This window comes from Sphaerobacter thermophilus DSM 20745 (genome assembly GCF_000024985.1).
Lineage (GTDB): Bacteria > Chloroflexota > Chloroflexia > Thermomicrobiales > Thermomicrobiaceae > Sphaerobacter > Sphaerobacter thermophilus.
Map to the genome: position 1 here is coordinate 892,693 of NC_013524.1, position 22,197 is coordinate 914,889.

The window sequence follows — 22,197 nt, forward strand, 5'->3', positions numbered from 1 at the left end:
GGCACCGACCGGAACGCGGGTTTCTCCGTACGAATTATAGGGGCGCGCCAAAGGGGCACGCCGAGCGGACGGGAGGCGGGGCGATGAACCTCCGTGCGGTGATGCTCTGGGGCTTTGCCGGGACGACGGTGCTGACCACCATCCTGCGGGGCGCGGCAGCCATCGGGCGAACGCGGGTCGATCTCCCGCTCATCCTCGGGCTGATGGTGACACCCAACCGCGACCGTGCCAAGATCTACGGATTCCTGATGCACCTGGTGAACGGCTGGCTCTTCGCGCTCGTCTACGCCGCGACCTTCCAGTACTTCCAGCGCGCCACCTGGTGGCTCGGCGCGGCAATCGGCGCAGTGCACGCGCTCTTCGTGCTCGTCGTCGGCCTCCCGGCCCTACCGGGTCTCCACCCTCGCATGGCGAGCGACGCCCGCGGCCCCGAGCCGACGCTGGAGCTGGAGCCCCCCGGCTTCCTGGCGAGCAACTACGGCCACCAGACCGCGATCGTCACCTTCCTCGCCCACCTCGCTTTCGGTGCCATGCTCGGCACCTTCTATCGGCTCAGGCGGTAGGGATGCATGGCGACCAGGGAGCGCCGCAGACGGCGGATCCTTCGACGTGCCGCGTGACATCAGGCATAATGAGCTCGTACGGATGATGAGAAGACTACAGCCATCATCCCCGCGGTATCGCACATACGACCCGGGAGCGCCCAGTGGTGCACAGGGAGCGGCACGAATATATCAGCGTCTCAGAGGCGGCCGACTACCTGGCGGTCAGTGCCGCAGTCGTGCGCCGGTGGGTCAAGGCAGGGCGACTCCGGGGCCATCGCGTGGCGCGTCTTGGAATCCGTCTGCGCCGGGCGGAGGTTGTCGCCTTTGCCCGGGAACTGCGGGCGAAAGATGATACGGGGTTGCACACCGGTCCGAAAGACAGCGCCGAGATCTGGGCAGCGTACGATCCCGAAGCGGTCCGCGCGGCCCTGCAGCGGAGCGCCGGGACGCTTGTGGGCGTGGACCCCGACACGCTCATCCGCGATATCCATGAGGCTCGGACGCAGGGCGAGTCCGAGAGTCCCCGCTGATCGATGGCCTACCTCATAGACAGCGACTGGGTCATCGACCATCTTACCGGTATCCCCGATGCAAGCGAACTCCTGCTTCGTCTGGCCCCGGCGGGAATCGCCATCAGCATCATCACCTACATGGAGGTCTACCAGGGTGTGCTCATGAGCACCGATCAGGCGGCTGCCGAGTTGCGCTTTCGCGAACTGGTTGAGACCCTGCCGCTGCTGCCCCTCTCACCGGCGGTAGCGCGTCGTTGTGCGGCGGTCCGGGCAGACCTGCGCAGGCAAGGCAGGCGAGTCGGCGGCCGGGCGCTCGACCTCATCATCGCGGCAACGGCTCTTGAGTTCAACCTGACGCTCGTTACCCGCAATCTCCGCGACTATCGAGACATCCCTGGCCTTTCTCTCCTCGACCTCCCCACAACCCGGGAGTAGGCGCCGCGCTGGGGCTGCTGTTCGACCTCGTGGAGAGTCACGGCGGCGTTGATCAGGCCGATGTGGCTGAATGCCTGGGGGAAGTTGCCGAGTTGCTCCCCGCTCACCGGGTCAACCTCTTCGGCCAGCAGCCCAAGCGGGTTGGCCCGCGCAAGAAGACGCTGAAAGCGCTCGTGGGCCTCGTCGAGCCGCCCGGTGCGTGCCAGGGCTTCCACCAGCCAGAACGAGCAGATGAGGAAGGCACCCTCTTCGCCGGGCAGCCCATCCTCCCCCAGGTAGCGATGGACCAGATCGTCGCGCGTGAGGCGTCGCTCGATTGCCCGGACTGCTTCGGCAACGCGCGGGTCGCGCTGGTCGAGGAAGTCCACCAGTGGCACGACCAGGAGCGCGGCGTCCAGGTCCCCACTACCGTAGGTGCGGGTGAAGGCGCCGAGGCCGGGATCGTACCCGTGGCGGAGCACCCACGCCTGGATCTCGTCGGCCGTGCGCTCCAGGTGGGGCACGGAGATCGGCAGCCGCTCATGCTGGGCAATCTCAATCGCCGCCTGCAGCCCGACCCAGGCCATCACCTTCGAGTGGATGTGCTGGGCGCGGCCCGAGCGGACCTCCCAGATGCCGTCGTCCGGCTCATGCCAGCGGCGAGCGATGACCTCCGCCAGTCCCGCGATCAGGCGCCGCCCGTCGCGGTCGAACGAGCCGCCGACCCGATGGTAGATCCGGAGGGCATCGATGACCTCGCCGTAGACATCGAGCTGGAACTGCTCGGCCGCGGCGTTACCGACCCGTACCGGCCGTGAGCCGCGATAGCCCTCCAGGTAGTCCAGCGTGCGCTCCGGGATATCGGCTTCGCCGTACAGGGTGTAGAGGACTTGCAGCTCCGGGTGCGTGAGCCGGGTGACGTGGAGCAGCCACTCGGCGAACGCGTGGGCCTCCCGCTGGTAGTTGAGACTGAGCAGCGCGCGGATGGTGAAGGCCGCATCACGCAGCCAGCAGTAGCGGTAGTCCCAGTTGCGCACGCCCCCGATCTGCTCCGGGAGTGAGGTCGTCGGTGCGGCGATGATCGCGCCGGAGGGGGCGTACGTGAGGAGCTTGAGAACGAGCGCGCTGCGGCGCACTGCCGACTGGTAGGGCCCGGTATACCCGCATTGCCGGATCCACGCCTCCCAAAACTCCACGGTCAGCCGCTGCATCAGGTCGAGGCTGCCGAGGGTCGGCAACTCGGCCGGTGACTCGCTGGAGTAGGAAAGCACCAGGTCCACCCGCTGGCCCGGCACGAGGTCGAAGGACGCCGTGAGTGTGCCGGGGTCGATGTGCAGCGGGACGCCTGCGGTGACGTGCAGCGCCTGGTCGCGCCACTCGATGACGTAGCGGTCCGCGCGCGTCTGCCGCACCCGCGGCGTCAGGCGGCCGTAGTCCGGCCGCGGCCGCAGCAGCAACTGCATCGGCACGCGTCCCGAGATGCCCTCCACTCGGCGCACGATCTCGCGGAAGGGGATCGGATAGCGCCGCTTCTGCGCCTCCGTCAGCGCCGGCATGAAGTCCACCACCCGGGCTTCCCCGGCATCGGTGGTGAAGGTGGTCGCCAGCACGTTGGTTTCGCCTAGGTACGCCTGCCGGCCGTGGAAGGAGCAGCGCGGCTGGATCACGCACGACCCGCCGAGGCGCGTGTCGAGCAGCCGGGCGAAGATCGGGTCGCCATCGAAGCGCGGCAGGCACCACCAATCGATCGCGCCGGTATTGGCCACCAGCGCGATGCTGCGCCCGTCCCCGATCACGCCATAGTCAGCCAGTGGAAGGTATCCGGCCGGCGCTGGGTGGACTGCATCCGGCTCACTCGGCACGCTGCACCCTCGTCTCCTCGGTGCGCCTGGACGTTAACGCCACCACGCGAAAGCTGTTCCATCGCCGAGCTCATGGGTCCCACGGGGGGCGCACACGTCGCCGATCGCGCACCGTCCACGGAGGGTACGTGCGAGGCGCTGGAGAGGTTTTGCGCAGCTCTGGTGCGCGCTACTGCTCAATGAGCTGAGCCAGCGCGGGACTCGCCGGATCAATCCAGTGCAAGCGAAAGATGATCCGGCAGCGTGGTCAGGAGGGGAAGTGCCACAGCCTCCTTGCGAGCGAGCACGACTGCGTCAGCACGGGATCGCCACCGGGCACGAACTAGGTGAACACGGTCGTACCGATGATTGTCGCTCAGCGGTGTCGCGCGCGGTATCCAACTCCCGGCGCAGGTCCGCCGGATCGTCGGGGACCGGCATCGGCTCAGCCGCCAGGATCGCCTCAATCGCCGCGCGCCGGGCTTCGCTGTCCGTCGGCAAGCGATCGATCGCCTCGCGGATCACGGCCCCAATCGAGATACCGCGGCGCCGCGCTTCCCGCGCCACCTTCTCATAGCGTTCGTCGTCGAGTAGCACTTGAACTCGGTGGTCCAACATACACATACGATAGCCCATGTGTCAGTCAGGCGGCCAACGGTTGCCTTTCCCGCTACCTCTTGCGAGATCTTCGCCATGTGTCTAAGATGGGACGCACCAACCAAACTAAATGTTCAGTTCCCGGGGAAGGAGGCTTCCATGACGACCTCAGCACCCCCACCCACCATTATCGGTGAGCTGGGTAAGCAGGAGTTACTCCACGCCTATCGTGTCATGCGCACCATCCGCGAGTTCGAGGAGCGCCTGCACATCGAGTTTGCGACCGGCGAGATCCCTGGGTTCGTGCACCTCTACGCGGGTGAGGAGGCGATCGCCGCCGGGATCTGCGCCAACCTCCGCCCGGACGACTGGGTGGGCAGCACCCACCGTGGCCACGGCCACGCCATCGCCAAGGGCTGTGACGTCAAGGCGATGATGAAGGAGATCTACGGGAAGCGCGACGGGCTGTGCAAGGGCAAGGGCGGCTCGATGCATATCGCCGACTTTGACCAGGGCATGCTCGGCGCCAACGGCATCGTCGGCGGCGCGCCCCCGCTCATCTGCGGCGTGGGCCTGATGGCTCGGATCCGGGGTACCGACCAGGTCGGTGTCGCCTTTGTCGGCGACGGCGGATCAAACCAGGGCACCTTCCTGGAGAGCCTGAACCTGGCCGCCGTCTGGAACCTCCCGGTCCTCTTCGTCGTCGAGAACAACGGCTACGCCGAGTCCACGTCGAGCCGGTACCACCAGAAGGGTATCGATGTCGCCAAGCGCGCCGACGGCTTCGGCCTGCCCGGCGTGATCGTCGACGGCCACGATTTCTTCGCCGTCTATGAGGCGGCACGCGAGGCGGTCCGCCGCGCCCGCAGCGGCGGTGGTCCGACCCTGCTGGAGTGCAAGGTCAACCGCTACTACGGGCACTTCGAGGGCGACCAGCAGACCTACCGCGCGCCAAACGAGGTCGAGAACATCCGCCAGACGCGCGACTGCCTGATGCGCTTCGCCCAGCGCGTCACGTCCGCCGGGGTCATCGACCAGGCCGAGCTCGACGAGATCGACCGCGATGTCCGGGCGCTGATCGACGACGCGGTGCGTGAGGCCAAGGCCGCGCCCGACCCGGATGTGTCGGAACTCGTGACCGATGTCTACGTCGCCTACTAGCCGCGCGGCGGGCGTCATCGCTCCGGCTGCGGCGGGTGCAACCCCGTCCGGCGCCGGTGTGGTGGCGGCGCGGGAGGGTGGATGCCTCCCTCCCACCAGCAGACGGAGGTGAAGAAATGGCTCGACGGCTCACCTTCCAGCAGGCGATCAACGAGGCGCTCGCTCAGGAGATGCGGCGTGACCCAACCGTCGTCCTCCTGGGCGAGGATATCTCCGGCGGCGCCGGGTCCGACGGCCAGCAAGGCGACTCCTGGGGCGGCCCGCTCGGCGTCACCAAGGGGCTCTGGACCCAGTTCAACGACCGCGTGCTCGACACCCCGATCAGCGAGTCGGCCTTCATCGGCGCCGCGATCGGCGGGGCCATCAGCGGCATCCGGCCGGTGGCGGAGTTGATGTTCGTCGACTTCATGGGTGTCTGCTTCGACCAGATCTTCAACCAGGCCGCCAAGTTTCGCTACATGTTCGGCGGCAAGGCCAAGACGCCGGTCGTGATCCGCACCATGTACGGCGCGGGTATCCGCGCGGCGGCCCAGCACTCCCAGGCCCTCTACCCGATCTTCACCCATATCCCGGGGCTGAAGGTCGTCGTCCCGTCCAACCCGTACGACGCCAAGGGCCTGCTGATCCAGGCGATCCGCGACGACGACCCGGTCATCTTCTTCGAGCACAAGGTGCTCTACACCATGGAGGGGGATGTCCCCGAGGAGTCCTACACCATCCCCTTCGGCGAAGCCGCCTATGTGCGCGAGGGGGACGACGTGACCATCGTCGCGCTCGGCCGGATGGTCAGCATGGCCCAGCAGGCCGCCGAGACGCTGGCAGCCGAGGGCATCGAGTGCGAAATCGTTGACCCGCGCACGACCTCGCCGCTCGACACCGAGACGATCTACGAGAGCGTCGAGAAGACCGGCCGGCTCGTCGTCGTCGATGAGGCCTACCCGCGCTGCGGCTTCGCCAGCGATGTCGCGGCACTGGTGGCCCAGGACTGCTTCTCGGCGCTGACGGCCCCGATCCGCATGGTCACCGCGCCGCACGCGCCGGTCCCCTTCAGCCCGACGCTCGAGGATGCATTCGTCCCGAGCCCGGATCGCATCGCCGCGGCGGTGCGCGAGGTCGTCGGCAAGGGGGCGGAGGTTACGGCATGACCACGGAGACCCAGGTCATCAAGCTGACGATGCCCAAGTGGGGTCTATCGATGACCGAGGGGCGCCTCGTGAGCTGGCTGGTGGACGAGGGGAGCACCATCCGGCCGGGAGACGAGGTGGCCGAGGTCGAAACCGAGAAGATCAACGGTGTGGTCGAGGCGCCGGCTGGGGGCATCCTGCGCCGGCGCGTGGCTGAGCCCGGCCAGGTGATCCCGGTCGGTGGCATGCTCGGCATCATCGCCGACGAGGCGACCCCGGACGAAGCGATCCAGGAACTGATCGCCGAGTTCGAGGCCACCTTCGTCCCACCCGCCGAAGCGGGCGATACCGGGCCGGTGCCCGAGCAGGTGACCGTCGGCGACCGCACCATCCGCTACCTACGGCACGGTGAGGACGGCCCGGCCGTCATCCTGATCCACGGATTCGGTGGCGACCTGAACACCTGGCTCTTCAATCAGGAGGCGCTGGCCGGAGGCCGCACGGTCTACGCCCTCGACCTGCCGGGGCACGGCGGGTCGAGCAAGGACGTGGGTGACGGATCGCTCGACGTGCTGGCGGGCACCGTCGCCGGGTTCATGGACGCACTCGGGATCGAGCGCGCCCACCTGGCCGGCCACTCGATGGGTGGGGCGACGGCGATGGCTGTCGCCACGGCCCATCCGGAGCGCGTCGCCTCCCTGACCCTGATCGCCAGCGCCGGGCTCGGTCCCGAGATCAACGGGGACTTCATCGAGGGCTTCATCGCCGCCGGGTCGCGCCGGCAGATGACACCCGTGCTCACCATGCTCTTTGCGGACCAGTCGCTCGTCACCCGCCAGTTCGTGGAGGATACGCTGCGTTCAAAGCGGATCGACGGCGTGGACCAGGCCCTGCGAACGCTGGCCGACCGGCTCTTCCCCGGCGGGCGGCAGGCGACGGTACTGGCTCCGGCGCTGGCCGGCCTCGATGTCCCGGTGCTTGGCATCTGGGGTCGGGAGGACCAGATCCTCCCGGTCGACCACGCCAACGCACTGCCGTCCCACGCCCGGGTGGAGATCATCGAGGGTAAGGGCCACTCGGTCCAGATGGAGGCCGCGAGCGAGGTCACACGGCTGATTGACCGCTTCCTCGCTGAGGTGGATGCCTGACGCCATGCCTGTGACTGTTGGCGTCATCGCGAACCCTGCCTCGGGCCGGGACATCCGGCGCCTCGTGAGCGGCGCGTCGGTCTTCGACAACGCCGAGAAGGGGCGCATGATCTACCGCCTCCTCGTCGGGCTAGGCGCGGCCGGGGTCGAGCGCGTACTGCTCATGCCGGCCGGGGCGGGTGTGGGCGACAGCCTGGAGCGCAACCTCCGCGCACACCAGACCGACCCCACGCCGCCCCGCCTCCCGGAACTCGAGGTTCTCGACCTGCCGCTGCAGGACGGTCCGGAGGACAGCGCCGCGGCGACCGAGATGATGGTCGCCGCGGGTGCCTCTGCTATCGTGGTCCTCGGGGGCGACGGCACCCACCGGATCGTCGCCGGGCACTGCGGCGACACACCCCTCTGTGCCCTCTCCACCGGCACCAACAACGCGTTCCCCCAGGTGCGGGAGGCGACCATCGCCGGTCTGGCAACCGGCTTCTATGCCACCGGCCAGGTGCCGCCCGATCTCGCTCTGCGGCAGGAGACACTGCTCACGGTGCGGGTCGACGGGGCGAATCCGCGTGAGGAGCTGGCGCTGGTGGACGTCGCACTCAGCACCGACCCCTGGATCGGCTCCCGCGCGCTCTGGCGGGCCGAGACGATCTCCCAGATCATCGTTGCCTTTGCCCAGCCCGGTGCGGTCGGGCTCTCGGGCACCGCTGCCCTGGTCGATCCGCTGCCGCGCGGGACAGGGGAAGCGCTCTATCTCCGCCTGACCGATCCGGCAACGGCACCGCTCGTGATCCACGCCCCGCTCGCGCCCGGCCTTATCGCCCCGGTCGGGGTCATGGAGTGGCGCCGGATCGCTCCCGGCGAAGAGGTGTTCCTGGAAGGCTGTCTCGGTTGCCTGGCCCTCGACGGCGAGCGGGAGATCGAGCTGACCCCCGCCGACCGCGCCACCGTCCACCTCCGTCGCGACGGCCCCCGCACCATCGACATCGACGCCATCATGACCCACGCTGCCCACCACGGACTCCTCCGCGCTGTGGCCACGCGGCGGTAGCCGTACCGGGGCGGGGGCGGTTCTGGGAGTGGCCCTCACCCCCGACCCCTCTCCCAACGTTGGGAGAGGGGAGTGGCGGGCAGGAGGGTAAGGACGCCCACGCTTGTGGCTGTGGGAGGGCGGAGTGGTCGTGGTTGGGTGAGTGGCAGGAGGGGTTAGGGACGTGGTCGGTGCCCGGGACTAACGCCACCGGGCTCACAACGAAAGCCCGCTCAAGCGGGCTGGGGGTCATGAGCCGACCGGGTGATGGGAGGATCCAGCGCCGTGGTCTAGGCCCAGGGGTAAACCCCCGGGCTGAATATTGGGTAAGCCCACTAAAGGGGCTGTGATGCCGACTTGCAGGCATATTCTGTTTGGACTCCTACCGGGCCCAGCGCCCTCAGCCCCTTCAGTGGGCTTCGCGTTGTCAGCCCGGGGGGTTCACCCCCGGGCACGTGCCGACCGCGGGACTCTCACACCACCCTCTCCGGGCACGTGCCACGGCGGTGGATCCTCCGCACTACTCGCCTCCTGCACCGGACGCGCTGAATGCGTCCCTATGGGTCGGCCACGGATAGTGGCTACCCCTCACGCCCGGCGGCGGAGGCGGGGGTCGAGCAGGTCGCGGAGGCCGTCGCCCATGAGGTTGAGGCTGAGCACGGTCACGGTCAGGGCGATGCCGGGCAGGATCATCATCCAGGGTGCCTCGCGGATGAACGGTCGCGCCTCGCTTAGGATCGTGCCCCAGCTCGGGTAGATCGGTGGCGGTCCGACGCCGAGGAAGCTCAGCGTGGCCTCGCCCAGCACACCCTCGGCGAAGACGAAGGTGCCCTGCACGATGATCGGGGACCAGGAGCTGGGCAGGATGTGCCGGCCCAGCAGGCGCCAGTCACGCACCCCGATGGCGCGGGCCGCCTCGATGAAGGCCTGCTCGCGGACGCTCAGCACCACGCTGCGCACCAGCCGGGCGACCCGTGGGATGTAGACGACCCCCAGCGCGAGGATCACGTTGGCGATGCTCTGGCCGGTCGCGGCGACGATCCCGATCGCCAGGATGATGCCCGGGAAGGCCATGACTGCGTCCATCAGGCGCATCAGCGGCGCGTCCAGGCGGCGGTAGTACCCTGCCAGCAAGCCGAAGATGATCCCTCCGAGCAGCGCGGCGAGGCTCACGCCGAAGCCGACGCCGAGCGAGATGCGGGTGCCGTGCACCGTCCGGCTGAAGAGGTCGCGCCCGAAGTTGTCGGTGCCGAAGCGATGGGCCGCGCTCGGCCCGGCCAGCCGCTCGGCCGGGTTGAGCGCGGTCGGGTCCTGCCCCGCGATCTGGTTGGCGAAGATGGCGATGAGCACGATGAGCAGCACCAGCGTCGAGCCGAGCACGCCGCCGGGGTGTCGCCGCACGTAGTGGCCGACGCGCTTGCCGAATGACGGTTCCGGTCGGATCTGGTCCGCGAGCGCTCGCGGTCGTTCGACGACCGTCATCGTTGCCTCACTCTGCACACTCCCCCGATGCCCTGCGTGGCTCCCCTAGCTGTAGTGGATGCGCGGGTCCAGGAAGACATAGATCAGGTCCACGATCAGGTTGATGATGACGTAGAGAAGGGCAACGATCAGGACGATCCCCTGGATCAGGGGGAAGTCCCGCCGGTTGACGGCCCGGATCAGCAACTGCCCGGCGCCCGGGATGCCGAACACCTGCTCGGTCACCACCGCCCCGCTGATCAGGACGGCGAAGGTGAGGCCGATCACCGTCACCAGCGGGATGAAGGCGTTGCGGAGTGCATGGTGCAGGATGACCCGGCGCTCGCTCACTCCCTTGGCCCGCGCCGTCCGTACATAGTCCTCGTGCAGCACCTCGAGCATCATGGAGCGGGTCATCCGGGCAAGCAGTGCGCCCTGGGCCGCGCCGAGCGTCAGCGCCGGCATGATCAGGTAGCGCAGGCTCGTCCAGAGACCCTCTGAGAGGGGCTGATAGCCCTGGACCGGCAGCCAGCGCAGCTTGACGCCGAAGATGAAGATCAGATTGAGCCCGAGCCAGAAGGTCGGCATCGAGATGCCGACCATGGCCGCGAGCATCGCCCCGACGTCGATCGTCGAGCCGCGCCGGACTGCCGAGATCACGCCGAACGGGAGCCCGACGCAAATCGCCACGAGCGACGCGAGGAGCGTCAACAGCAGTGTCGGCTGCGCACGCTCGGCGATCGCCTCCGTGACCGGCTTGCCGAGGAAGATGCTCTCGCCCAGATCACCGCGCGCCAGATCCCGGAACCAGTTCAGCAACTGGATATGCACCGGGTCGTTGAGCCCCAGCGCCTCCCGCATCTCCTCGATCTGCTCGACCGTGGCGTCCGGGCCGAGGAGCACGGAGACCGGGTCACCTGGGGTCATGTGCAGCAGCAGGAAGGTCGTCACCGCTACCAGTAGCATGACCGGGATCGCGAGCAACAGGCGCCGGATGATGTAGCGCGTCATGGCTCCCGCTCAGCTCTGGTCTATTCCTCGAACCACGCGTTGAAGAAGTGCCAGTCGGTCGGGTTGTTGTAGCCCTTCAGGCGCGAGCGATAGCCGCGCAGCGTGGCGCCCTCGCAGACCTTGATCATGCACGCTTCCGACCACCACAGCTCCTGGAGCTCGGCGATGTACTCCAACTGCTTGGCGGGGTCGGTCTCCTCGATGATCAAGGTCATCAACTCGTCCTTACGGGAGTTCACCCACCAGCCCGGCCAGGTTTCCGGCAGGAAGACCTGGAGGATCGGGTGGTTGTAGCTCGGGTGGCCCGTGATGAAGATGTCCCAGGCGTCCTTCTGGCTGCGCTGGCTGACCAGGGTGGCCCAGTCCATCACCTGGAAGTCGATGACCGCCCCGGCCTTCTCCATCTGGTCCTTCAGGACAAGTCCCATGTTGTAGTTGTAGGAGTACTCCTTGGTGGCGATCCAGCGGATCGGCGTGCCGTCGTAGCCGGCGGCCTGGAGCATCTCCCGGGCCTTGTCGGGATCCTTCAGGTCGTAGTACTGCTTGCCGGCGTCGGTGTACCAGGCCGACTCGGGCGCGCTGATCTCCGGCCCCAGCCGCCAGAACCGCTCGTCCCCAAACCCGGCGCGCGCCACCGGCTCCATGTCGATCGCCGTCAGCAGCGCCATCCGCAGGTCGCGGTTGGACATCATGCTCTCTTCGGACTTGTTGAAGTGCGCGCCGTAGAAGTAGTAGGGCAGCGTGATCTGCAGCTCGACCGACGGCTCGGCCTCGAGAGCTTCGAAGTTGTCCTTGCTGAGGTCCTCGGCGAAGTCGAACTCGTCGGTGATCAGGCCGTCGGAACGCACCGCCTGCTCCGACACCGGGATGAAGCGGATCTCGTCGAAGTAGGCCGTCTTGCCGCCCGCAAAGTAGTTCGGCGGCTCGTCCCGCTTGGCGTAATCCTCGAAGCGCACCAGACTGATGTAGCGGTCCGGCAGGCGCTCCTTCACCATGTACGGCCCGGTCCCGATGAACTCGCCCATCTCGCTATCCGGCGCGGCATCGGCGATCGACTTGGGGATGATGATCGCGTCGGGCATCTGGAGGAACACGGGCGCGATGCCAGTCGGTGCGTTGAAGGCCAGGCGGACGGTGTAGTCGTCGACTTTGTCCAGCCCCTCGACACGCTCGAACAACGTCCTGCCGCGGCCTGACAGCTTGGCGTAGCGCTCCAGCGAGGCGATGACGTCGTCGGCCTTCATCTCCTCGCCGTTATGGAACTTCACCCCCTGGCGGAGGTTGAGGACGAAGACCTTGCCCTCCTCCTGGATGTCGGCGCTCTCCAGCAACAACGGCTGAGGAGAGAACTCGTTGTCTTGAGCCCAGAGGGTCTCAAAGACGTGGGCTGTTGTGTTCTGCGTGATGGTTGCGGTGGTGAAGGTTGGGTCGAACGCGGGTGGCTCGCCGATGATCGCGACCCGGAGCGTTCCGCCCGGTTTCCCTTCGCCTGCGGCCGGTGACTCGGTCGTGGCGGGCGTCTGCGCGGCGCCGCCGCCGGTGCTATCGCCGCCACCCCCCGGTTCCTCCTCGCCGCCACCACAGGCGGCCAGGAAGCGGGCGAGCGCTCCGGCGCCGAGTGCGGCGGCAGTGCCACGCATCAGCATGCGCCGGTCGACGGTCCGGTGCAGCATCTGGCGGAGTTTCTCACGTTCGGGATCATACTGGGGGGTCATGGCGCCTCCTCCTCGAACGACAACTCTCGGCCACACTCGATGAACGGGAACGACACGCTCGCCACCCTGCGTGGATGCCGGGATGGCATTGAAAAAGGCCCGCGGGGCTGCGAGCCTCGGTTACGCGGACTCGCGGCCACCGCTCGCGCCAAAATCCCTTTAGACGAAGGTATGGGGCGGACGCGCATCGCTCGCTGGCGACTGACGCCGAGTCCGCAAAGCTGGAACCTTTAGTTACCGAGTACGTGAAACTGGACCTTAGATAACATGGGCGATGAAGGTCTGTCAAGCGGTGGCGCTGCGCGCCGTCCAGACGAATGCCACTTGCCATGATGGGCTCGAGGTGTAGAATAGCGAGCACACGGGCGACTGTTCGACGCGCTCGCGGCAAGCCGCGGGTTGCTGGAGGACGCGATGCTGTACTCATCCGACCTCGCTGACCACCACACCCTGTGCTACGACCGCGCACGTCTGCCCGGCGCGCCGGCATCCCCTGCCCGCGCGCTGTCCGCCCCTAGCCCGATCCCTGCCCCGGACCCTACCGGCGGCCCTCAACCCGCTTCCCTCGGAGATCTTTGCTGAGTCGATCGTCACGGTTTCCGAGTGGGGCGGGTGCCGACGGGCACCCGCTTAGCGTTTGAGGGCCAGAAACCTACCCACGCACAACCGGTAGCTCAATAGCGGCGCCGCACGCGTGCGGCGCACGATGGAGGAGCCAGCAATGGAGGGTACGGTGCAGGACATCCTGCGCGACGCACGGATCGCATTCATCGGCTGCGGTGTGATGGCGGAGGCCATCATGGCGGTCTTGCTGCGCGGGGAGCTGGTCCACCCGCGGCAGATCACCGGCGGCGAGCCGATCCCATCCCGCCGCGAGGAACTCGCCGCGCGCTACGGGGTTCGCATCGTCAGCGACAACCGGGAAGCGGCCGCCGAGGCCGACCTTGTCATGCTCAGTATCAAGCCGCAGACGCTCGACGTGGTCATGCAGGAGCTCGCCGGTACGCTGCGGCCGGAACAGGTCGTGGTTTCGATCATCCCCGGCGCCACGATCGCCCACCTCAGCCAAGGGCTTGGGCACGCCGCAGTCGTGCGCTCGATGCCGAACACCCCGGCGCAGATCGGCAGCGGGGTCACCGCCTGGTACCCGGCACCGGCCGTCGATGAGCGGATTCAGGCGCTGGTCGAGGCTGTGCTCAGCGCCATGGGCCTGTCGGTGCGCGTCGACTCTGAGGACCAGATCGACATGGCGACGGCGCTGAGCGGCACCGGGCCAGCCTACGTCTTTCAAATGATGGAAGCACTGATCGATGCCGGGGTCCACCTCGGGCTGCACCGGCGCATCGCGGAGCAACTCGTCTACCAGACGATGCTCGGCTCGGTGCTCTTCGCTCGCGAGTCGGGCAAGCACCCGGCCGAACTCCGCAACATGGTGACGACGCCGGGCGGCACGACCGCGGCCGCGCACTACCAGATGGAGAAGGGCGGGTTGCGCACCGTCATCGCCCAGGCTGTCTGGGCGGCCTACAAGCGCGCAGAAGCCCTCGGCGCCGGTCGCAAGAACGGCGGCCCGGAGTTGCTGTAGGTGATCCGGCCCTCATCCCCGGCCCCTCTCCCAATGTTGGGAGAGGGGGGCAGGGGGTGAGGGCCATCCTCTACCCCGCCGCGAACTGCCGCGACAGGGCCCGGAGGTCGGTGTCGGGGTTGGCCAGCACGGCCGGGTCGACGGCGGCGCCGGCCGCGACGAGGCGGCGGGCAGAACGGTGCTCCTTCGGCCGGTTGAGCATCGCGGCCGCCACGATGCGCCCCTCGGCGAGATAGAAGGCCGTCACGCTGAAGGCCGCGGCGTCACCCCGCAGCACCACCTGATCCCAGGGGACGGGGTAGCCGTAGTATTGGAGCGTCGTGTCGTACTGATCGGTCCAGAAGGAAGGTACCGGCGCGTAGGGCTCGGGTTGCCCGGCCATGGCCCGGCCTGCCGCCGCGCCCTGCTCCCCGGCGTTGTCGAAGTGTTCCACCCGGATCCGACGACCCAGTGCCGGATGCCACCAGGTGGCCACGTCGCCCGCGGCGTACACCCCGGGCGCGCTGGTAGCGCAGTGCTCGTCGACCAGGATGCCGTCGTCGACCGCCAGCCCGGCCGCAGTGGCCAGATCGACCGCCGGCCGCACCCCCACGCCGAGCACGACCAGGTCGCAGTCGAGCCGTGTGCCGTCGTCGAGCACCGCCTCCTCGACCCGATCCCGGCCGCGCAGTTGAGCCACGCCCCGGCCCATCCGCAGATCCACTCCATGGGCACGGTGCAGGTCGGCATACACTGCCGCCAGCTCGGGCCCGAGGACGCGGCTCATCGGTGCAGGCAGCAGATCGAGCAGTATCACCTCTCGGCCGAGTGCGCGGGCGCTGGCGGCGACCTCGCTCCCGATGAACCCGGCGCCGATCACCAGAACCCGCTCGGCCTGTAGCAGGCCGGCCCGGAGGGCCTCGGCGTCGGCCAGCGAGCGCAGCACATGCACCCCCGGCAGGTCGATCCCCGGCAGTCGGGGGCGGATCGGGTTGGCTCCGGTTGTGATCAGCAGCCGGTCATACGACACCGATTCGCCGGAGTCGAGCACGACCCTGCGCGCGGCCGGGTCGAACGCCACGGCCGCGCGACCCAGCAGGAGGTCGATCTCCCGCTCGCGGTAGAACTCCTCCGGCTGGAAGACGATCGCCTGGGGTTCCTTCGTACCCTGGAGGATGCCCTTGGAGAGCGCTGGGCGGTCGTAGGGCCGCACCGGCTCGGCGCCGATCAAGAGCACCTGCCCGTCGAAGCCGGCCTGGCGCAGTGCGTCGGCGGCGAAGTGGCCGGCAACCCCGGCCCCGAGGAGGACGTACACAGGCCGGCGTGACATGGACTAGGCCTCTCCCCCTCCCCGCGGCGCGCGGGAGACGTAAACCTCCCCGTCCACGATCTTCACATCATAGACCGGCAGCGGCGTCACCGCGGGCAGGCTCGTGACGGCGCCGGTCCGGAGGTCGAACCCGGAGCCGTGAAGCGGGCAGTAGATCACGTGGTCCTCTATCTCGCCCTCGGACATCTCCGCGTACTCATGCGTGCAGATGCCGTCGCAGGCGAAGATCTCATCGCCCACCCGCGTCAGGATGCGCAGCTCCCCGTCCACCTCGAACTCGTAGATCTCTTCCTCCGCGACCTCTGCCGCGGGCATCACGCGTACGTAGTCGTCCGTCGGTCCTGCCATGCAGTTACTCCCCATCGTCTGGCGCGTGGACTCCGGCGGGGTGACCGAACGGCCCCGTCCGGGTATGGCTGGCATGTCGTGCGGAGGTCCGGCTACGGATTCGGCCGGTTCGGATTATCCTTGCTCCAGACCTTCCGGTGGCTGCCGTCGCAGAACGGCTTGGTCTGGGAGTGTCCGCAGCGGCAGAGCCAGACTTCCTCCCCCTCGTACGGGATCTCGTTCCCCTGGTGGTCTACCAGGAGAACCTTGCCCTGGACGTAGTACGACCCATTCCGGCTGACCATAATCCGAACCTCAGACACGCCCCCTCCTTCTCGCGAATCACGATGCACGCGATACCGCGTCCTGGCGCTCACGGTGCCCCCGGCAAGTGGCGGACAGGAACACCTCAGCGCCGGACCAAGACCATCATGGACTATAACACGCCAAAGTTTCGAAATGCCCCGGCCGTCGCCCAGGCCCGATGCTTCTACGTTCCCCACGCCGGCGCGGTTGGTTAGCCTGATGCGAGATACCACGCCGGCCCGTTCACTCCGCGGGACGGGGGCGGCGTAGCCGTCCAGGCGAAGGAACCCCCACAAAATGAGCCGCGCGGGCGCGGGGACACCCGGGCGGCTGGCCGCTTGGGGCAGCGGCGAACGGAAAAAAAGAACTACAGGGAAGGGCTTGTGTGTGCGACCCAGTCGCGCCTACACTGCCGGCCGTGTAGTCGGCCAGCCTCACAGCGCGTTCGGCGGGAATCAGGGACTCGCGGAGGGTTCCAGCAGAGGACCAGATCCCGACGCTATCTACTATAACGTGCTGGGATCGCAATGTGTTACATGCATCCCCGCACTCAGATCGATGATGGCACAAGACCGGTCACATCCGGTGGCCGGGAGGCCCTTCGCCGTGATCGGTCTTCTCCTTTGAGGCCTCGCCGACCGCCTTCCACAGGAAGTAGAGCCCGACCGCGAGCAGGATGCCGAGGGGGATCAGGAGGAGTGGCATCGTGACCTCCTTCGTCGCCGGTCGTTCGCCACTGTCGAGGTCCACACCGCGCGGACCCGGCGAGGGATGCAAGACCGGTACCCCGGCTGGTGGCCAGTGATGCGCGGCTTGACGGCCGTCGTCCACTCGCTCAGACTACGTTCTGCTTCCGCGACGCTCGTCGCCGTGCCCGCCGATACCACGACCGTCACGCAACGAGGAGAAGTGCAACACCGTGAAACTCGATTCACACCTATCTGAGAAGAAGGTGCTGGCGCAGCTACGCCGCCAGGCCGCCGAGACGTTCGGCCCGATGCGGACGTTTGAGATGGCCGAGGCCCTGGAGATCACCGCCGCGGCCCTGGCGCGCATCGCCGCCGCGCCGCTGGACCTGACCGACGACGCCCCTGATACCTCGGGCGTGGATGCGGGGGGAACGGCATGACGGCGCTCTACGACCTCACGGCCACCGAGATCGTCCGCCACGTGCGCGCGCGGGAGCTGTCGGCGGTTGACCTGGTGACCGCGCTTCTGGAGCGGATCGCTCGGCTGGAGCCGGAGATCGAAGCCTGGGCGACGCTGGGTGCCGACGAGGCCCTGGCCGAGGCTGCCGAACGCGATCGCGCCGCGGAGGCCGGCCAGATCGGGCCGCTGCACGGCGTGCCTATCGGTGTCAAGGACATCATCGACGTCGCGGGCATGCCGACCGTCGCCGGGTTCGCCCCGTACCGCGACCGGCGGGCGGACCAGGATGCCCATGTCGTCGCGCGGCTCCGTGCTGCCGGAGCGATTATTCTGGGCAAGGTGCACACGACGCAGTTCGCGCACGCCGACCCCGCGCCGACCAAGAATCCCTGGAACGCCGCGCGGACGCCGGGCGGGTCGAGTGCCGGGTCTGCTGCGGCTGTGGCTGCGCGCATGGTCCCGCTGGCGCTCGGCACGCAGACAGCGGGGTCGGTGGTGCGCCCGGCGGCGTACTGCGGCACGGTCGGCTTCAAGCCGAGCTACAACTGGGCCAGCCGTCAGGGCGTGATCCCCCTCGCCTGGTCGCTCGACCACGTCGGACTCCTGGCGCGCACGGTTGAGGATATTGCACTCGCCTACGACGCGATCGCGGGCACGCAGACCGACCTCGCGGCCCGACGCGACACCCCGCCGCGCCTGGTGCTGCTGACCGAGTTCCTGGAGCGTGCCGAGCCGGATGTGCGCGATCACCTGCTGGATGTGGCCGATCGCCTCCGCGCGGCCGGGGCGTCGGTGGAGGAGGGGGCGCTCCCGGTCGATCTCGACCTCTGGCTGGCGGTCCACCGGGTGATCATGCAGGCCGAGGTGGCTGCCGTGCACGCCGAGCAGTGCGCACGTCACCCGGACGACTACGGCAAGCTGCTGCGGCAGGAGATCGAGGTGGGCCAGCTCATCCCGGCCGCCTACCTGCTGACGGCAGCTCGGCTGCGACGCCGGATCGCTCGCGCGGTCGACACCGCGCTGGGCGAGGTGGACGGCTATCTCTTGCCGAGCGTCAGCAACGCCGCGCCGCGCCGCAACACCACCGGTGACCGCACGTTCCAGGCTCCGTGGTCGCTGGTCGGCACGCCGGCCATCACCCTGCCGACCGGCCTCAACAGCGACGGCCTGCCGCTCGGGACGCAGCTCGTTGCCCGCCGCGGGCAGGATGCCGCCCTGTTGGCGCTGGCTGCCTGGTGCGCTCAGGCGCTCGGTACGATCGCTCCGCCCGATCTGGAGCCGCCCGCGGAGGAACCTGAGCCGGAGGCAGTCGAGCAGCCCGCGGCGGAGGAAGCCCCCGTGGCCGACGCGTCCACTGAAGAGTCCGCACCGGCGGAGGAACCGGCACCAGAACCCGCGGCACCCAGGGAGGCCGCGTCCGACGCCGAACGGGAACCCGCCCCGGCTGATCCCGAGCCTGCCGCGGCACCGGAAGAAGAGACCGCAGCAGCCGAGGCGACGGCAACGGAACCTGCGGCCCCGGATGTGCCCGACCCAGGGGCTGCGAACGACGCGGACGAGGCAGAGGAGACGCCGGAGCGGCCCGCTGAGTCGTGACCCAACCGGTGACACACCGGCTGCCATCCACGATGGCATGAGGGACGAAGGAGAAGACGATGGCAGTGCTGACCCGCTCGGAGATCCTCCGGCATATCGAGGCCGGCACGATCGTGATCGACCCGTTCGATCCGGCCCAGGTCGGGCCGGCCTCGATCGACCTCCACCTGGATCGCCAGTTCCGCGTGTTCCGGCCGGCCCAGGAGATCTTCCACGTGACTGATGATGCCGACTACCGGGAGGTCACGAGCCTGATCGAGGTCGACGACTACTTCCTCCTCTTACCGGGCCAGGCGATCCATGGCGTTACCCAAGAGCGCATCACCCTGCCCCCGGACATCTGCGGCTGGATCCAGGGCCGGAGCCGGTTCGCCCGGATCGGCCTCATGGTCCACGTCACCGCGAACTTCATGCAGCCGGGGATCACCCGCGCCAAGCAGGTGCTGGAGATGAACAACGCCGGGCCGGTGCCGCTCGCCATCCACCCGGGCACTGCCATCTGCCAGATCATCCTTGAAGAGTGCGTCGGACAGGCGACCTACGCCGGCCGCTTCCAGGAGCAGGAACTGCCCTAGGGCGGCCGGGCGGTTATGACTGCTTTACCCCCAATCACGTGCGGGCAGGCGCTCGTGCCTCTCATGCCGAGCGATGTGGGTCATCCTGAGCGGCACATGTCATTCTGAGCGCAGCGAAGAATCTCGTGCAGGGGCGGCCGCACGCGCCGGAGATCCTTCGCTGCGCTCAGAATGACACGAACACGAGCGATCACCCGCAGTCGGTGTCTCGCTGCGCTGGGAGAGGGCGGATCGGGAACCCGCCGCGTCCCTGCGTCAGCGCACGATGGTGTGTGAGGAACCGGCGTCAGCGAGGCAGGCGGCGATGTCGTCGTCGCTGAGGACCGCGAGGTCGCCGCGGACGGTCATCTTCAGCGCTGCGAGGCGCACCCCGAGGCGCAGCCCCAGCGCGACGTCGCCGTCCAGGTAGCCGTGCAGGAAGCCGGCGGCGAAGGCGTCCCCGGCGCCGACCCGGTCGATCACGTCGACGGGGACAGCCGGCTCGCGGTAGATGGTCCCATCGCGCGTCAGTGCCAGCGCCCCGTCGGCTCCGGCCGTCAGCACCGTCACCGCCGGGTCGAAGCGCTCGGCCAAGCCGCGGGCGACCTCCTCGTCCGACCCGCTGAGGCCCCAGAGGGTGCCGGCGTCGTTCCGCCCGCAGAAGAGGATCGTTGCTTCACTGCACAGCGGCGCCAGCGTCTCGGCTGCTGCCTTCGGCGTCCAGAGCCGGGAGCGGTAGTTCACATCGATACTCACGGGGATGCCTGCCGCGGTGCCGGCCGTCAGCAGGCGCCGGGTGATCTCGGCGCACGATGGGCTCAGCGCGGGAGTGATCCCGGTGAGGTGGAGGAGGCGGCCGCGGGTGGCCAGCGCCGGGTCGATGTCCTCCGGGTTACAGACGGCGATGGCCGATCCGGCGCGGTCGTAGAGCACCTGGGTTGGGCGGGGTGCCGCACCGGTGTCGAGATAGTAGACACCGGCGCGGCCCTGATCGACCCAGTGGATGTGCGTGGTATCGACTCCGTGGCGGCGGAGTTCACCGGCGATGCGGGCACCGAAGGGGTTGCGCGGCAGGACGGATGCCCATGCGACCCGCCGCCCGAGACGGGCGAGCGCGACGGCGACGTTCGACTCAGCACCACCGATCCCGATTTCGACGGTGGTCGCCGTCTCCAACCGCTCGCCGGGTGCGGTGGAGAACCGGATCATGGTTTCGCCGAAGGTGACGACGTCGTAGCCCGCCAACCAACGCCCTCCCCGTCCCGTGGCCTCACCGGCGCGACCCACACGGTCAGCGGGTCGCTAGCGCTCGACGCCGATCGGCTCGCCGCGCTCGACCTTGGTGGTCAGGTCGGTTGCCCACTCGTGCTGCTGCTTCAGGACGCGCAGTGCGACGGAGGTCTCCGTACGCAGGGTGCCCGGGATCCGTGCGAGGCGGTCCGTCAGGAAGGCGAACATTTCATCCTGGCTGCGGAACGATGCCATCACCATGATGTCGTGCGCGCCCGCGGTAATCGCGCACCAGATCACTTCCGGCATCGCCGCGATGGTTTCTGCGGCCGAGCTGATCCGCTCGGGCTCCACCTGCACGCTGATGACAGCGGTCAGGGCGTAGCCCAGGTGGCTCGGGTCAACCGACGCGGTGATCTTGAGCACCCCGCTCTCGATCAAGCGCCGGACGCGGTACCGAACCGTCGCCTCGGGGACTCCCAGCCGCCGCGCGATCTCGCGGTTGCTTCGCCGGCCGTCGGCACGCAGCAGACGGATGATCTGGCGGTCGAGATCGTCGGGCTGAAGCTGGCGCACTCGGCGTGGTCCCTGTCCGTCGCTCATGTTTGGCTCCCCTCTCCTCGTTCGGGCGGCTTCCACTCCTCAACGCCCTCGCGCGATGCGCAAACTCACGGGACATGCGGTGCTGACACAGCACGCTGACCCGAGCCATGGCTCTCGCCGATTGGCACGGGCCGTCCCCAATCATAGCCGATTTCCACCACGTCGCCTGCCCCTTGTCACGGCAAAACGCAGCAGTCGGCGCAGCGGCTGATGCATTGGGCGTGCAGCTCGCGGCGCAGGGTCCGGACTCTCCGGTGTCCGGAGTTTGTCCATTCGCGCAACGATGTGAGGGGTTTGCGGCACCACGGATGCGGCACCCACCGGCCTGCTATGGGCGGACCAGACCGCGCTGAATCGCCTTGCTGACCGCTTCAGTGCGGCCGCTCACATCCAGCTTACGATAGATTGCGTTGGCATGGAACTTCACCGTGCGTTCGGTGATCGAAAGCTCGTAGGCGATCTCTTTGTTGCGCAGCCCGCGCGCCATGAGGGTGAGGACGTCCAGCTCCCGGGCCGTCAACTCTTCCTCGACCGGCTCCCCGCGGAGCAGGTCGCCCATCCGATTGAGCAGCTTCCCGGCGACCACCGGCTCCAACAGTGAGCCGCCCCGGTAGACCACCCGCACGGCTCGGAAGATATCCTCGCGCGGTGCGCCCTTGAGGAGGTAGCCGGAGGCCCCGGCCTGGACCGCCTGGAGGATGCGCTCGTCGGTGTCGTAAGCGGTCAGGACAACAACCCGTGCGTTGGGATCGATACGCTTGATCTCCTGGATGGCCTGCACGCCGTCGGTCCCCGGCATCGCCAGGTCCATCAGCACCACGTCGGGCTTCAGGTCGCGGTACTGTTGCACCGCCTGGTCACCATCACCCGCCTCGCCGACGACGGTGAGGTCTTCTTGTGCCTCCAGGATAGCCACCAGTCCCTCGCGGACGACTGGGTGGTCGTCGACGACGAGAATCCTGATCATCGTCCGTTTCCTCGCTCT

23 protein-coding genes are annotated in these 22,197 nt (G+C 68.3%); 11 read left to right on the forward strand and 12 right to left on the reverse strand.

The genetic code is table 11. From position 1 onward, the window contains the following. Nucleotides 1–83 precede the first annotated feature (83 nt). The 3 genes from STHE_RS16095 to STHE_RS18270 all read left to right on the forward strand — a co-directional run bounded on the left by STHE_RS16095 (nt 84) and on the right by STHE_RS18270 (nt 1,492). Nucleotides 84–563: a hypothetical protein gene (locus tag STHE_RS16095; protein ID WP_012873654.1), complete on the forward strand. Its 480-nt coding sequence runs from the start codon at nt 84–86 to the stop codon at nt 561–563. A 143-nt stretch (nt 564–706) separates the two neighbouring features. After that, nucleotides 707–1,075, forward strand: a complete 369-nt coding sequence (locus STHE_RS16100) for a helix-turn-helix domain-containing protein (RefSeq protein WP_012873655.1) — start codon at nt 707–709, stop codon at nt 1,073–1,075. A gap of 3 nt (nt 1,076–1,078) precedes the next feature. Then, on the forward strand, nt 1,079–1,492 hold the full coding sequence (locus STHE_RS18270) for a type II toxin-antitoxin system VapC family toxin (protein ID WP_012873656.1): 414 nt from the start codon (nt 1,079–1,081) through the stop codon (nt 1,490–1,492). On the opposite strand, the gene STHE_RS16110 is transcribed toward STHE_RS18270, so the two are convergent. Together STHE_RS16110 and STHE_RS16115 are read right to left on the reverse strand one after the other, a co-directional pair. Beyond that, complete coding sequence (locus STHE_RS16110; RefSeq protein ID WP_012873657.1) at nt 1,438–3,333, reverse strand: glycoside hydrolase family 15 protein; 1,896 nt, start codon at nt 3,331–3,333, stop codon at nt 1,438–1,440. The genes STHE_RS18270 and STHE_RS16110 overlap by 55 nt on opposite strands. A gap of 294 nt (nt 3,334–3,627) precedes the next feature. Further along, complete coding sequence (locus tag STHE_RS16115) at nt 3,628–3,909, reverse strand: ribbon-helix-helix protein, CopG family (protein ID WP_217155931.1); 282 nt, start codon at nt 3,907–3,909, stop codon at nt 3,628–3,630. A gap of 159 nt (nt 3,910–4,068) precedes the next feature. Here STHE_RS16115 and STHE_RS16120 point away from each other — a divergent pair, with 159 nt between their 5' ends. The 4 genes from STHE_RS16120 (at nt 4,069) to STHE_RS16135 (ending at nt 8,387) form a co-directional block, all read left to right on the forward strand. Further along, nucleotides 4,069–5,070: a thiamine pyrophosphate-dependent dehydrogenase E1 component subunit alpha gene (locus tag STHE_RS16120; protein ID WP_012873659.1), complete on the forward strand. Its 1,002-nt coding sequence runs from the start codon at nt 4,069–4,071 to the stop codon at nt 5,068–5,070. 116 nt (nt 5,071–5,186) lie between these two features. Beyond that, on the forward strand, nt 5,187–6,215 hold the full coding sequence (locus tag STHE_RS16125) for an alpha-ketoacid dehydrogenase subunit beta (protein WP_012873660.1): 1,029 nt from the start codon (nt 5,187–5,189) through the stop codon (nt 6,213–6,215). Further along, nucleotides 6,212–7,342 carry an acetoin dehydrogenase dihydrolipoyllysine-residue acetyltransferase subunit gene (locus STHE_RS16130; RefSeq protein ID WP_012873661.1) on the forward strand — a complete coding sequence of 377 codons (1,131 nt, stop codon included), beginning with the start codon at nt 6,212–6,214 and terminating at the stop codon, nt 7,340–7,342. Before STHE_RS16125 ends, STHE_RS16130 begins: the two co-directional genes overlap by 4 nt. 4 nt (nt 7,343–7,346) lie before the next feature. After that, entirely contained in the window at nt 7,347–8,387 is a 1,041-nt protein-coding gene (locus tag STHE_RS16135; RefSeq protein WP_012873662.1) for an ATP-NAD kinase family protein, read from the forward strand. 567 nt (nt 8,388–8,954) lie between these two features. Here the strand turns inward: STHE_RS16135 and STHE_RS16140 are convergent. Genes STHE_RS16140 through STHE_RS16150 form a run of 3 tightly spaced genes read right to left on the reverse strand, consistent with a single transcriptional unit; the run spans nt 8,955 to nt 12,553 of the window. Beyond that, nucleotides 8,955–9,848: an ABC transporter permease gene (locus tag STHE_RS16140; RefSeq protein ID WP_012873663.1), complete on the reverse strand. Its 894-nt coding sequence runs from the start codon at nt 9,846–9,848 to the stop codon at nt 8,955–8,957. Nucleotides 9,849–9,893: 45 nt separating this feature from the next. Then, on the reverse strand, nt 9,894–10,838 hold the full coding sequence (locus tag STHE_RS16145) for an ABC transporter permease (protein ID WP_012873664.1): 945 nt from the start codon (nt 10,836–10,838) through the stop codon (nt 9,894–9,896). 20 nt (nt 10,839–10,858) lie between these two features. Further along, nucleotides 10,859–12,553 carry an ABC transporter substrate-binding protein gene (locus STHE_RS16150; RefSeq protein WP_012873665.1) on the reverse strand — a complete coding sequence of 565 codons (1,695 nt, stop codon included), beginning with the start codon at nt 12,551–12,553 and terminating at the stop codon, nt 10,859–10,861. A 721-nt stretch (nt 12,554–13,274) separates the two neighbouring features. On the opposite strand from STHE_RS16150, the gene proC reads away from it, so the two are divergent. Beyond that, the gene (gene proC, locus STHE_RS16155) at nt 13,275–14,138 is read left to right on the forward strand and encodes a pyrroline-5-carboxylate reductase (RefSeq protein ID WP_012873666.1); all 864 of its coding nucleotides are present in this window, start codon (nt 13,275–13,277) and stop codon (nt 14,136–14,138) included. A gap of 70 nt (nt 14,139–14,208) precedes the next feature. Here the strand turns inward: proC and STHE_RS16160 are convergent, their stop codons facing one another. The 4 genes from STHE_RS16160 to STHE_RS19600 form a co-directional block, all read right to left on the reverse strand. Continuing rightward, the gene (locus STHE_RS16160) at nt 14,209–15,447 is read right to left on the reverse strand and encodes an NAD(P)/FAD-dependent oxidoreductase (RefSeq protein ID WP_012873667.1); all 1,239 of its coding nucleotides are present in this window, start codon (nt 15,445–15,447) and stop codon (nt 14,209–14,211) included. Nucleotides 15,448–15,450: 3 nt separating this feature from the next. After that, nucleotides 15,451–15,795 carry a non-heme iron oxygenase ferredoxin subunit gene (locus STHE_RS16165; protein WP_012873668.1) on the reverse strand — a complete coding sequence of 115 codons (345 nt, stop codon included), beginning with the start codon at nt 15,793–15,795 and terminating at the stop codon, nt 15,451–15,453. A 92-nt stretch (nt 15,796–15,887) separates the two neighbouring features. Then, a complete protein-coding gene (locus STHE_RS16170) occupies nt 15,888–16,097 on the reverse strand; it encodes a CDGSH iron-sulfur domain-containing protein (RefSeq protein WP_012873669.1) in 210 nt (69 codons plus the stop codon). 559 nt (nt 16,098–16,656) lie between these two features. Continuing rightward, nucleotides 16,657–16,785 (reverse strand): hypothetical protein, encoded by a 129-nt coding sequence (locus STHE_RS19600; RefSeq protein ID WP_012873670.1) that lies wholly within the window; start codon nt 16,783–16,785, stop codon nt 16,657–16,659. Nucleotides 16,786–16,999: 214 nt separating this feature from the next. On the opposite strand from STHE_RS19600, the gene STHE_RS16175 reads away from it, so the two are divergent. Genes STHE_RS16175 through dcd form a run of 3 tightly spaced genes read left to right on the forward strand, consistent with a single transcriptional unit; the run spans nt 17,000 to nt 19,400 of the window. Next, nucleotides 17,000–17,209, forward strand: coding sequence for a hypothetical protein (locus STHE_RS16175; protein WP_012873671.1), 210 nt, complete (start codon nt 17,000–17,002; stop codon nt 17,207–17,209). Then, nucleotides 17,206–18,825, forward strand: coding sequence for an amidase (locus STHE_RS16180; protein WP_012873672.1), 1,620 nt, complete (start codon nt 17,206–17,208; stop codon nt 18,823–18,825). Before STHE_RS16175 ends, STHE_RS16180 begins: the two co-directional genes overlap by 4 nt. A gap of 59 nt (nt 18,826–18,884) precedes the next feature. Further along, nucleotides 18,885–19,400: a dCTP deaminase gene (gene dcd, locus STHE_RS16190; RefSeq protein ID WP_012873673.1), complete on the forward strand. Its 516-nt coding sequence runs from the start codon at nt 18,885–18,887 to the stop codon at nt 19,398–19,400. 255 nt (nt 19,401–19,655) lie between these two features. Here the strand turns inward: dcd and STHE_RS16195 are convergent, their stop codons facing one another. From STHE_RS16195 to STHE_RS16205, 3 genes are all read right to left on the reverse strand, one after another. Then, a complete protein-coding gene (locus STHE_RS16195; RefSeq protein ID WP_012873674.1) occupies nt 19,656–20,624 on the reverse strand; it encodes a sugar kinase in 969 nt (322 codons plus the stop codon). 57 nt (nt 20,625–20,681) lie between these two features. Further along, on the reverse strand, nt 20,682–21,212 hold the full coding sequence (locus STHE_RS16200) for an Lrp/AsnC family transcriptional regulator (RefSeq protein WP_012873675.1): 531 nt from the start codon (nt 21,210–21,212) through the stop codon (nt 20,682–20,684). Nucleotides 21,213–21,540: 328 nt separating this feature from the next. Beyond that, nucleotides 21,541–22,179, reverse strand: coding sequence for a response regulator transcription factor (locus tag STHE_RS16205; protein WP_012873676.1), 639 nt, complete (start codon nt 22,177–22,179; stop codon nt 21,541–21,543). Nucleotides 22,180–22,197 lie beyond the last annotated feature (18 nt).

Excerpts from the sequence above, each read along its gene's own strand:
- STHE_RS16150 (WP_012873665.1), bottom strand. The coding sequence starts at position 12,553 with ATGACCCCCCAGTATGATCCCGAACGTGAGAAACTCCGCCAGATGCTG.
- STHE_RS18270 (WP_012873656.1), top strand. The coding sequence starts at position 1,079 with ATGGCCTACCTCATAGACAGCGACTGGGTCATCGACCATCTTACCGGT.
- STHE_RS19600 (WP_012873670.1), bottom strand. The coding sequence starts at position 16,785 with ATGCCACTCCTCCTGATCCCCCTCGGCATCCTGCTCGCGGTCGGGCTC.
- STHE_RS16145 (WP_012873664.1), bottom strand. The coding sequence starts at position 10,838 with ATGACGCGCTACATCATCCGGCGCCTGTTGCTCGCGATCCCGGTCATG.
- STHE_RS16200 (WP_012873675.1), bottom strand. The coding sequence starts at position 21,212 with ATGAGCGACGGACAGGGACCACGCCGAGTGCGCCAGCTTCAGCCCGAC.
- dcd (WP_012873673.1), top strand. The coding sequence starts at position 18,885 with ATGGCAGTGCTGACCCGCTCGGAGATCCTCCGGCATATCGAGGCCGGC.
- STHE_RS16160 (WP_012873667.1), bottom strand. The coding sequence starts at position 15,447 with ATGTCACGCCGGCCTGTGTACGTCCTCCTCGGGGCCGGGGTTGCCGGC.
- STHE_RS16120 (WP_012873659.1), top strand. The coding sequence starts at position 4,069 with ATGACGACCTCAGCACCCCCACCCACCATTATCGGTGAGCTGGGTAAG.
- STHE_RS16125 (WP_012873660.1), top strand. The coding sequence starts at position 5,187 with ATGGCTCGACGGCTCACCTTCCAGCAGGCGATCAACGAGGCGCTCGCT.
- STHE_RS16165 (WP_012873668.1), bottom strand. The coding sequence starts at position 15,795 with ATGGCAGGACCGACGGACGACTACGTACGCGTGATGCCCGCGGCAGAG.
- STHE_RS16135 (WP_012873662.1), top strand. The coding sequence starts at position 7,347 with ATGCCTGTGACTGTTGGCGTCATCGCGAACCCTGCCTCGGGCCGGGAC.
- proC (WP_012873666.1), top strand. The coding sequence starts at position 13,275 with ATGGAGGGTACGGTGCAGGACATCCTGCGCGACGCACGGATCGCATTC.
- STHE_RS16205 (WP_012873676.1), bottom strand. The coding sequence starts at position 22,179 with ATGATCAGGATTCTCGTCGTCGACGACCACCCAGTCGTCCGCGAGGGA.
- STHE_RS16095 (WP_012873654.1), top strand. The coding sequence starts at position 84 with ATGAACCTCCGTGCGGTGATGCTCTGGGGCTTTGCCGGGACGACGGTG.
- STHE_RS16180 (WP_012873672.1), top strand. The coding sequence starts at position 17,206 with ATGACGGCGCTCTACGACCTCACGGCCACCGAGATCGTCCGCCACGTG.
- STHE_RS16140 (WP_012873663.1), bottom strand. The coding sequence starts at position 9,848 with ATGACGGTCGTCGAACGACCGCGAGCGCTCGCGGACCAGATCCGACCG.
- STHE_RS16130 (WP_012873661.1), top strand. The coding sequence starts at position 6,212 with ATGACCACGGAGACCCAGGTCATCAAGCTGACGATGCCCAAGTGGGGT.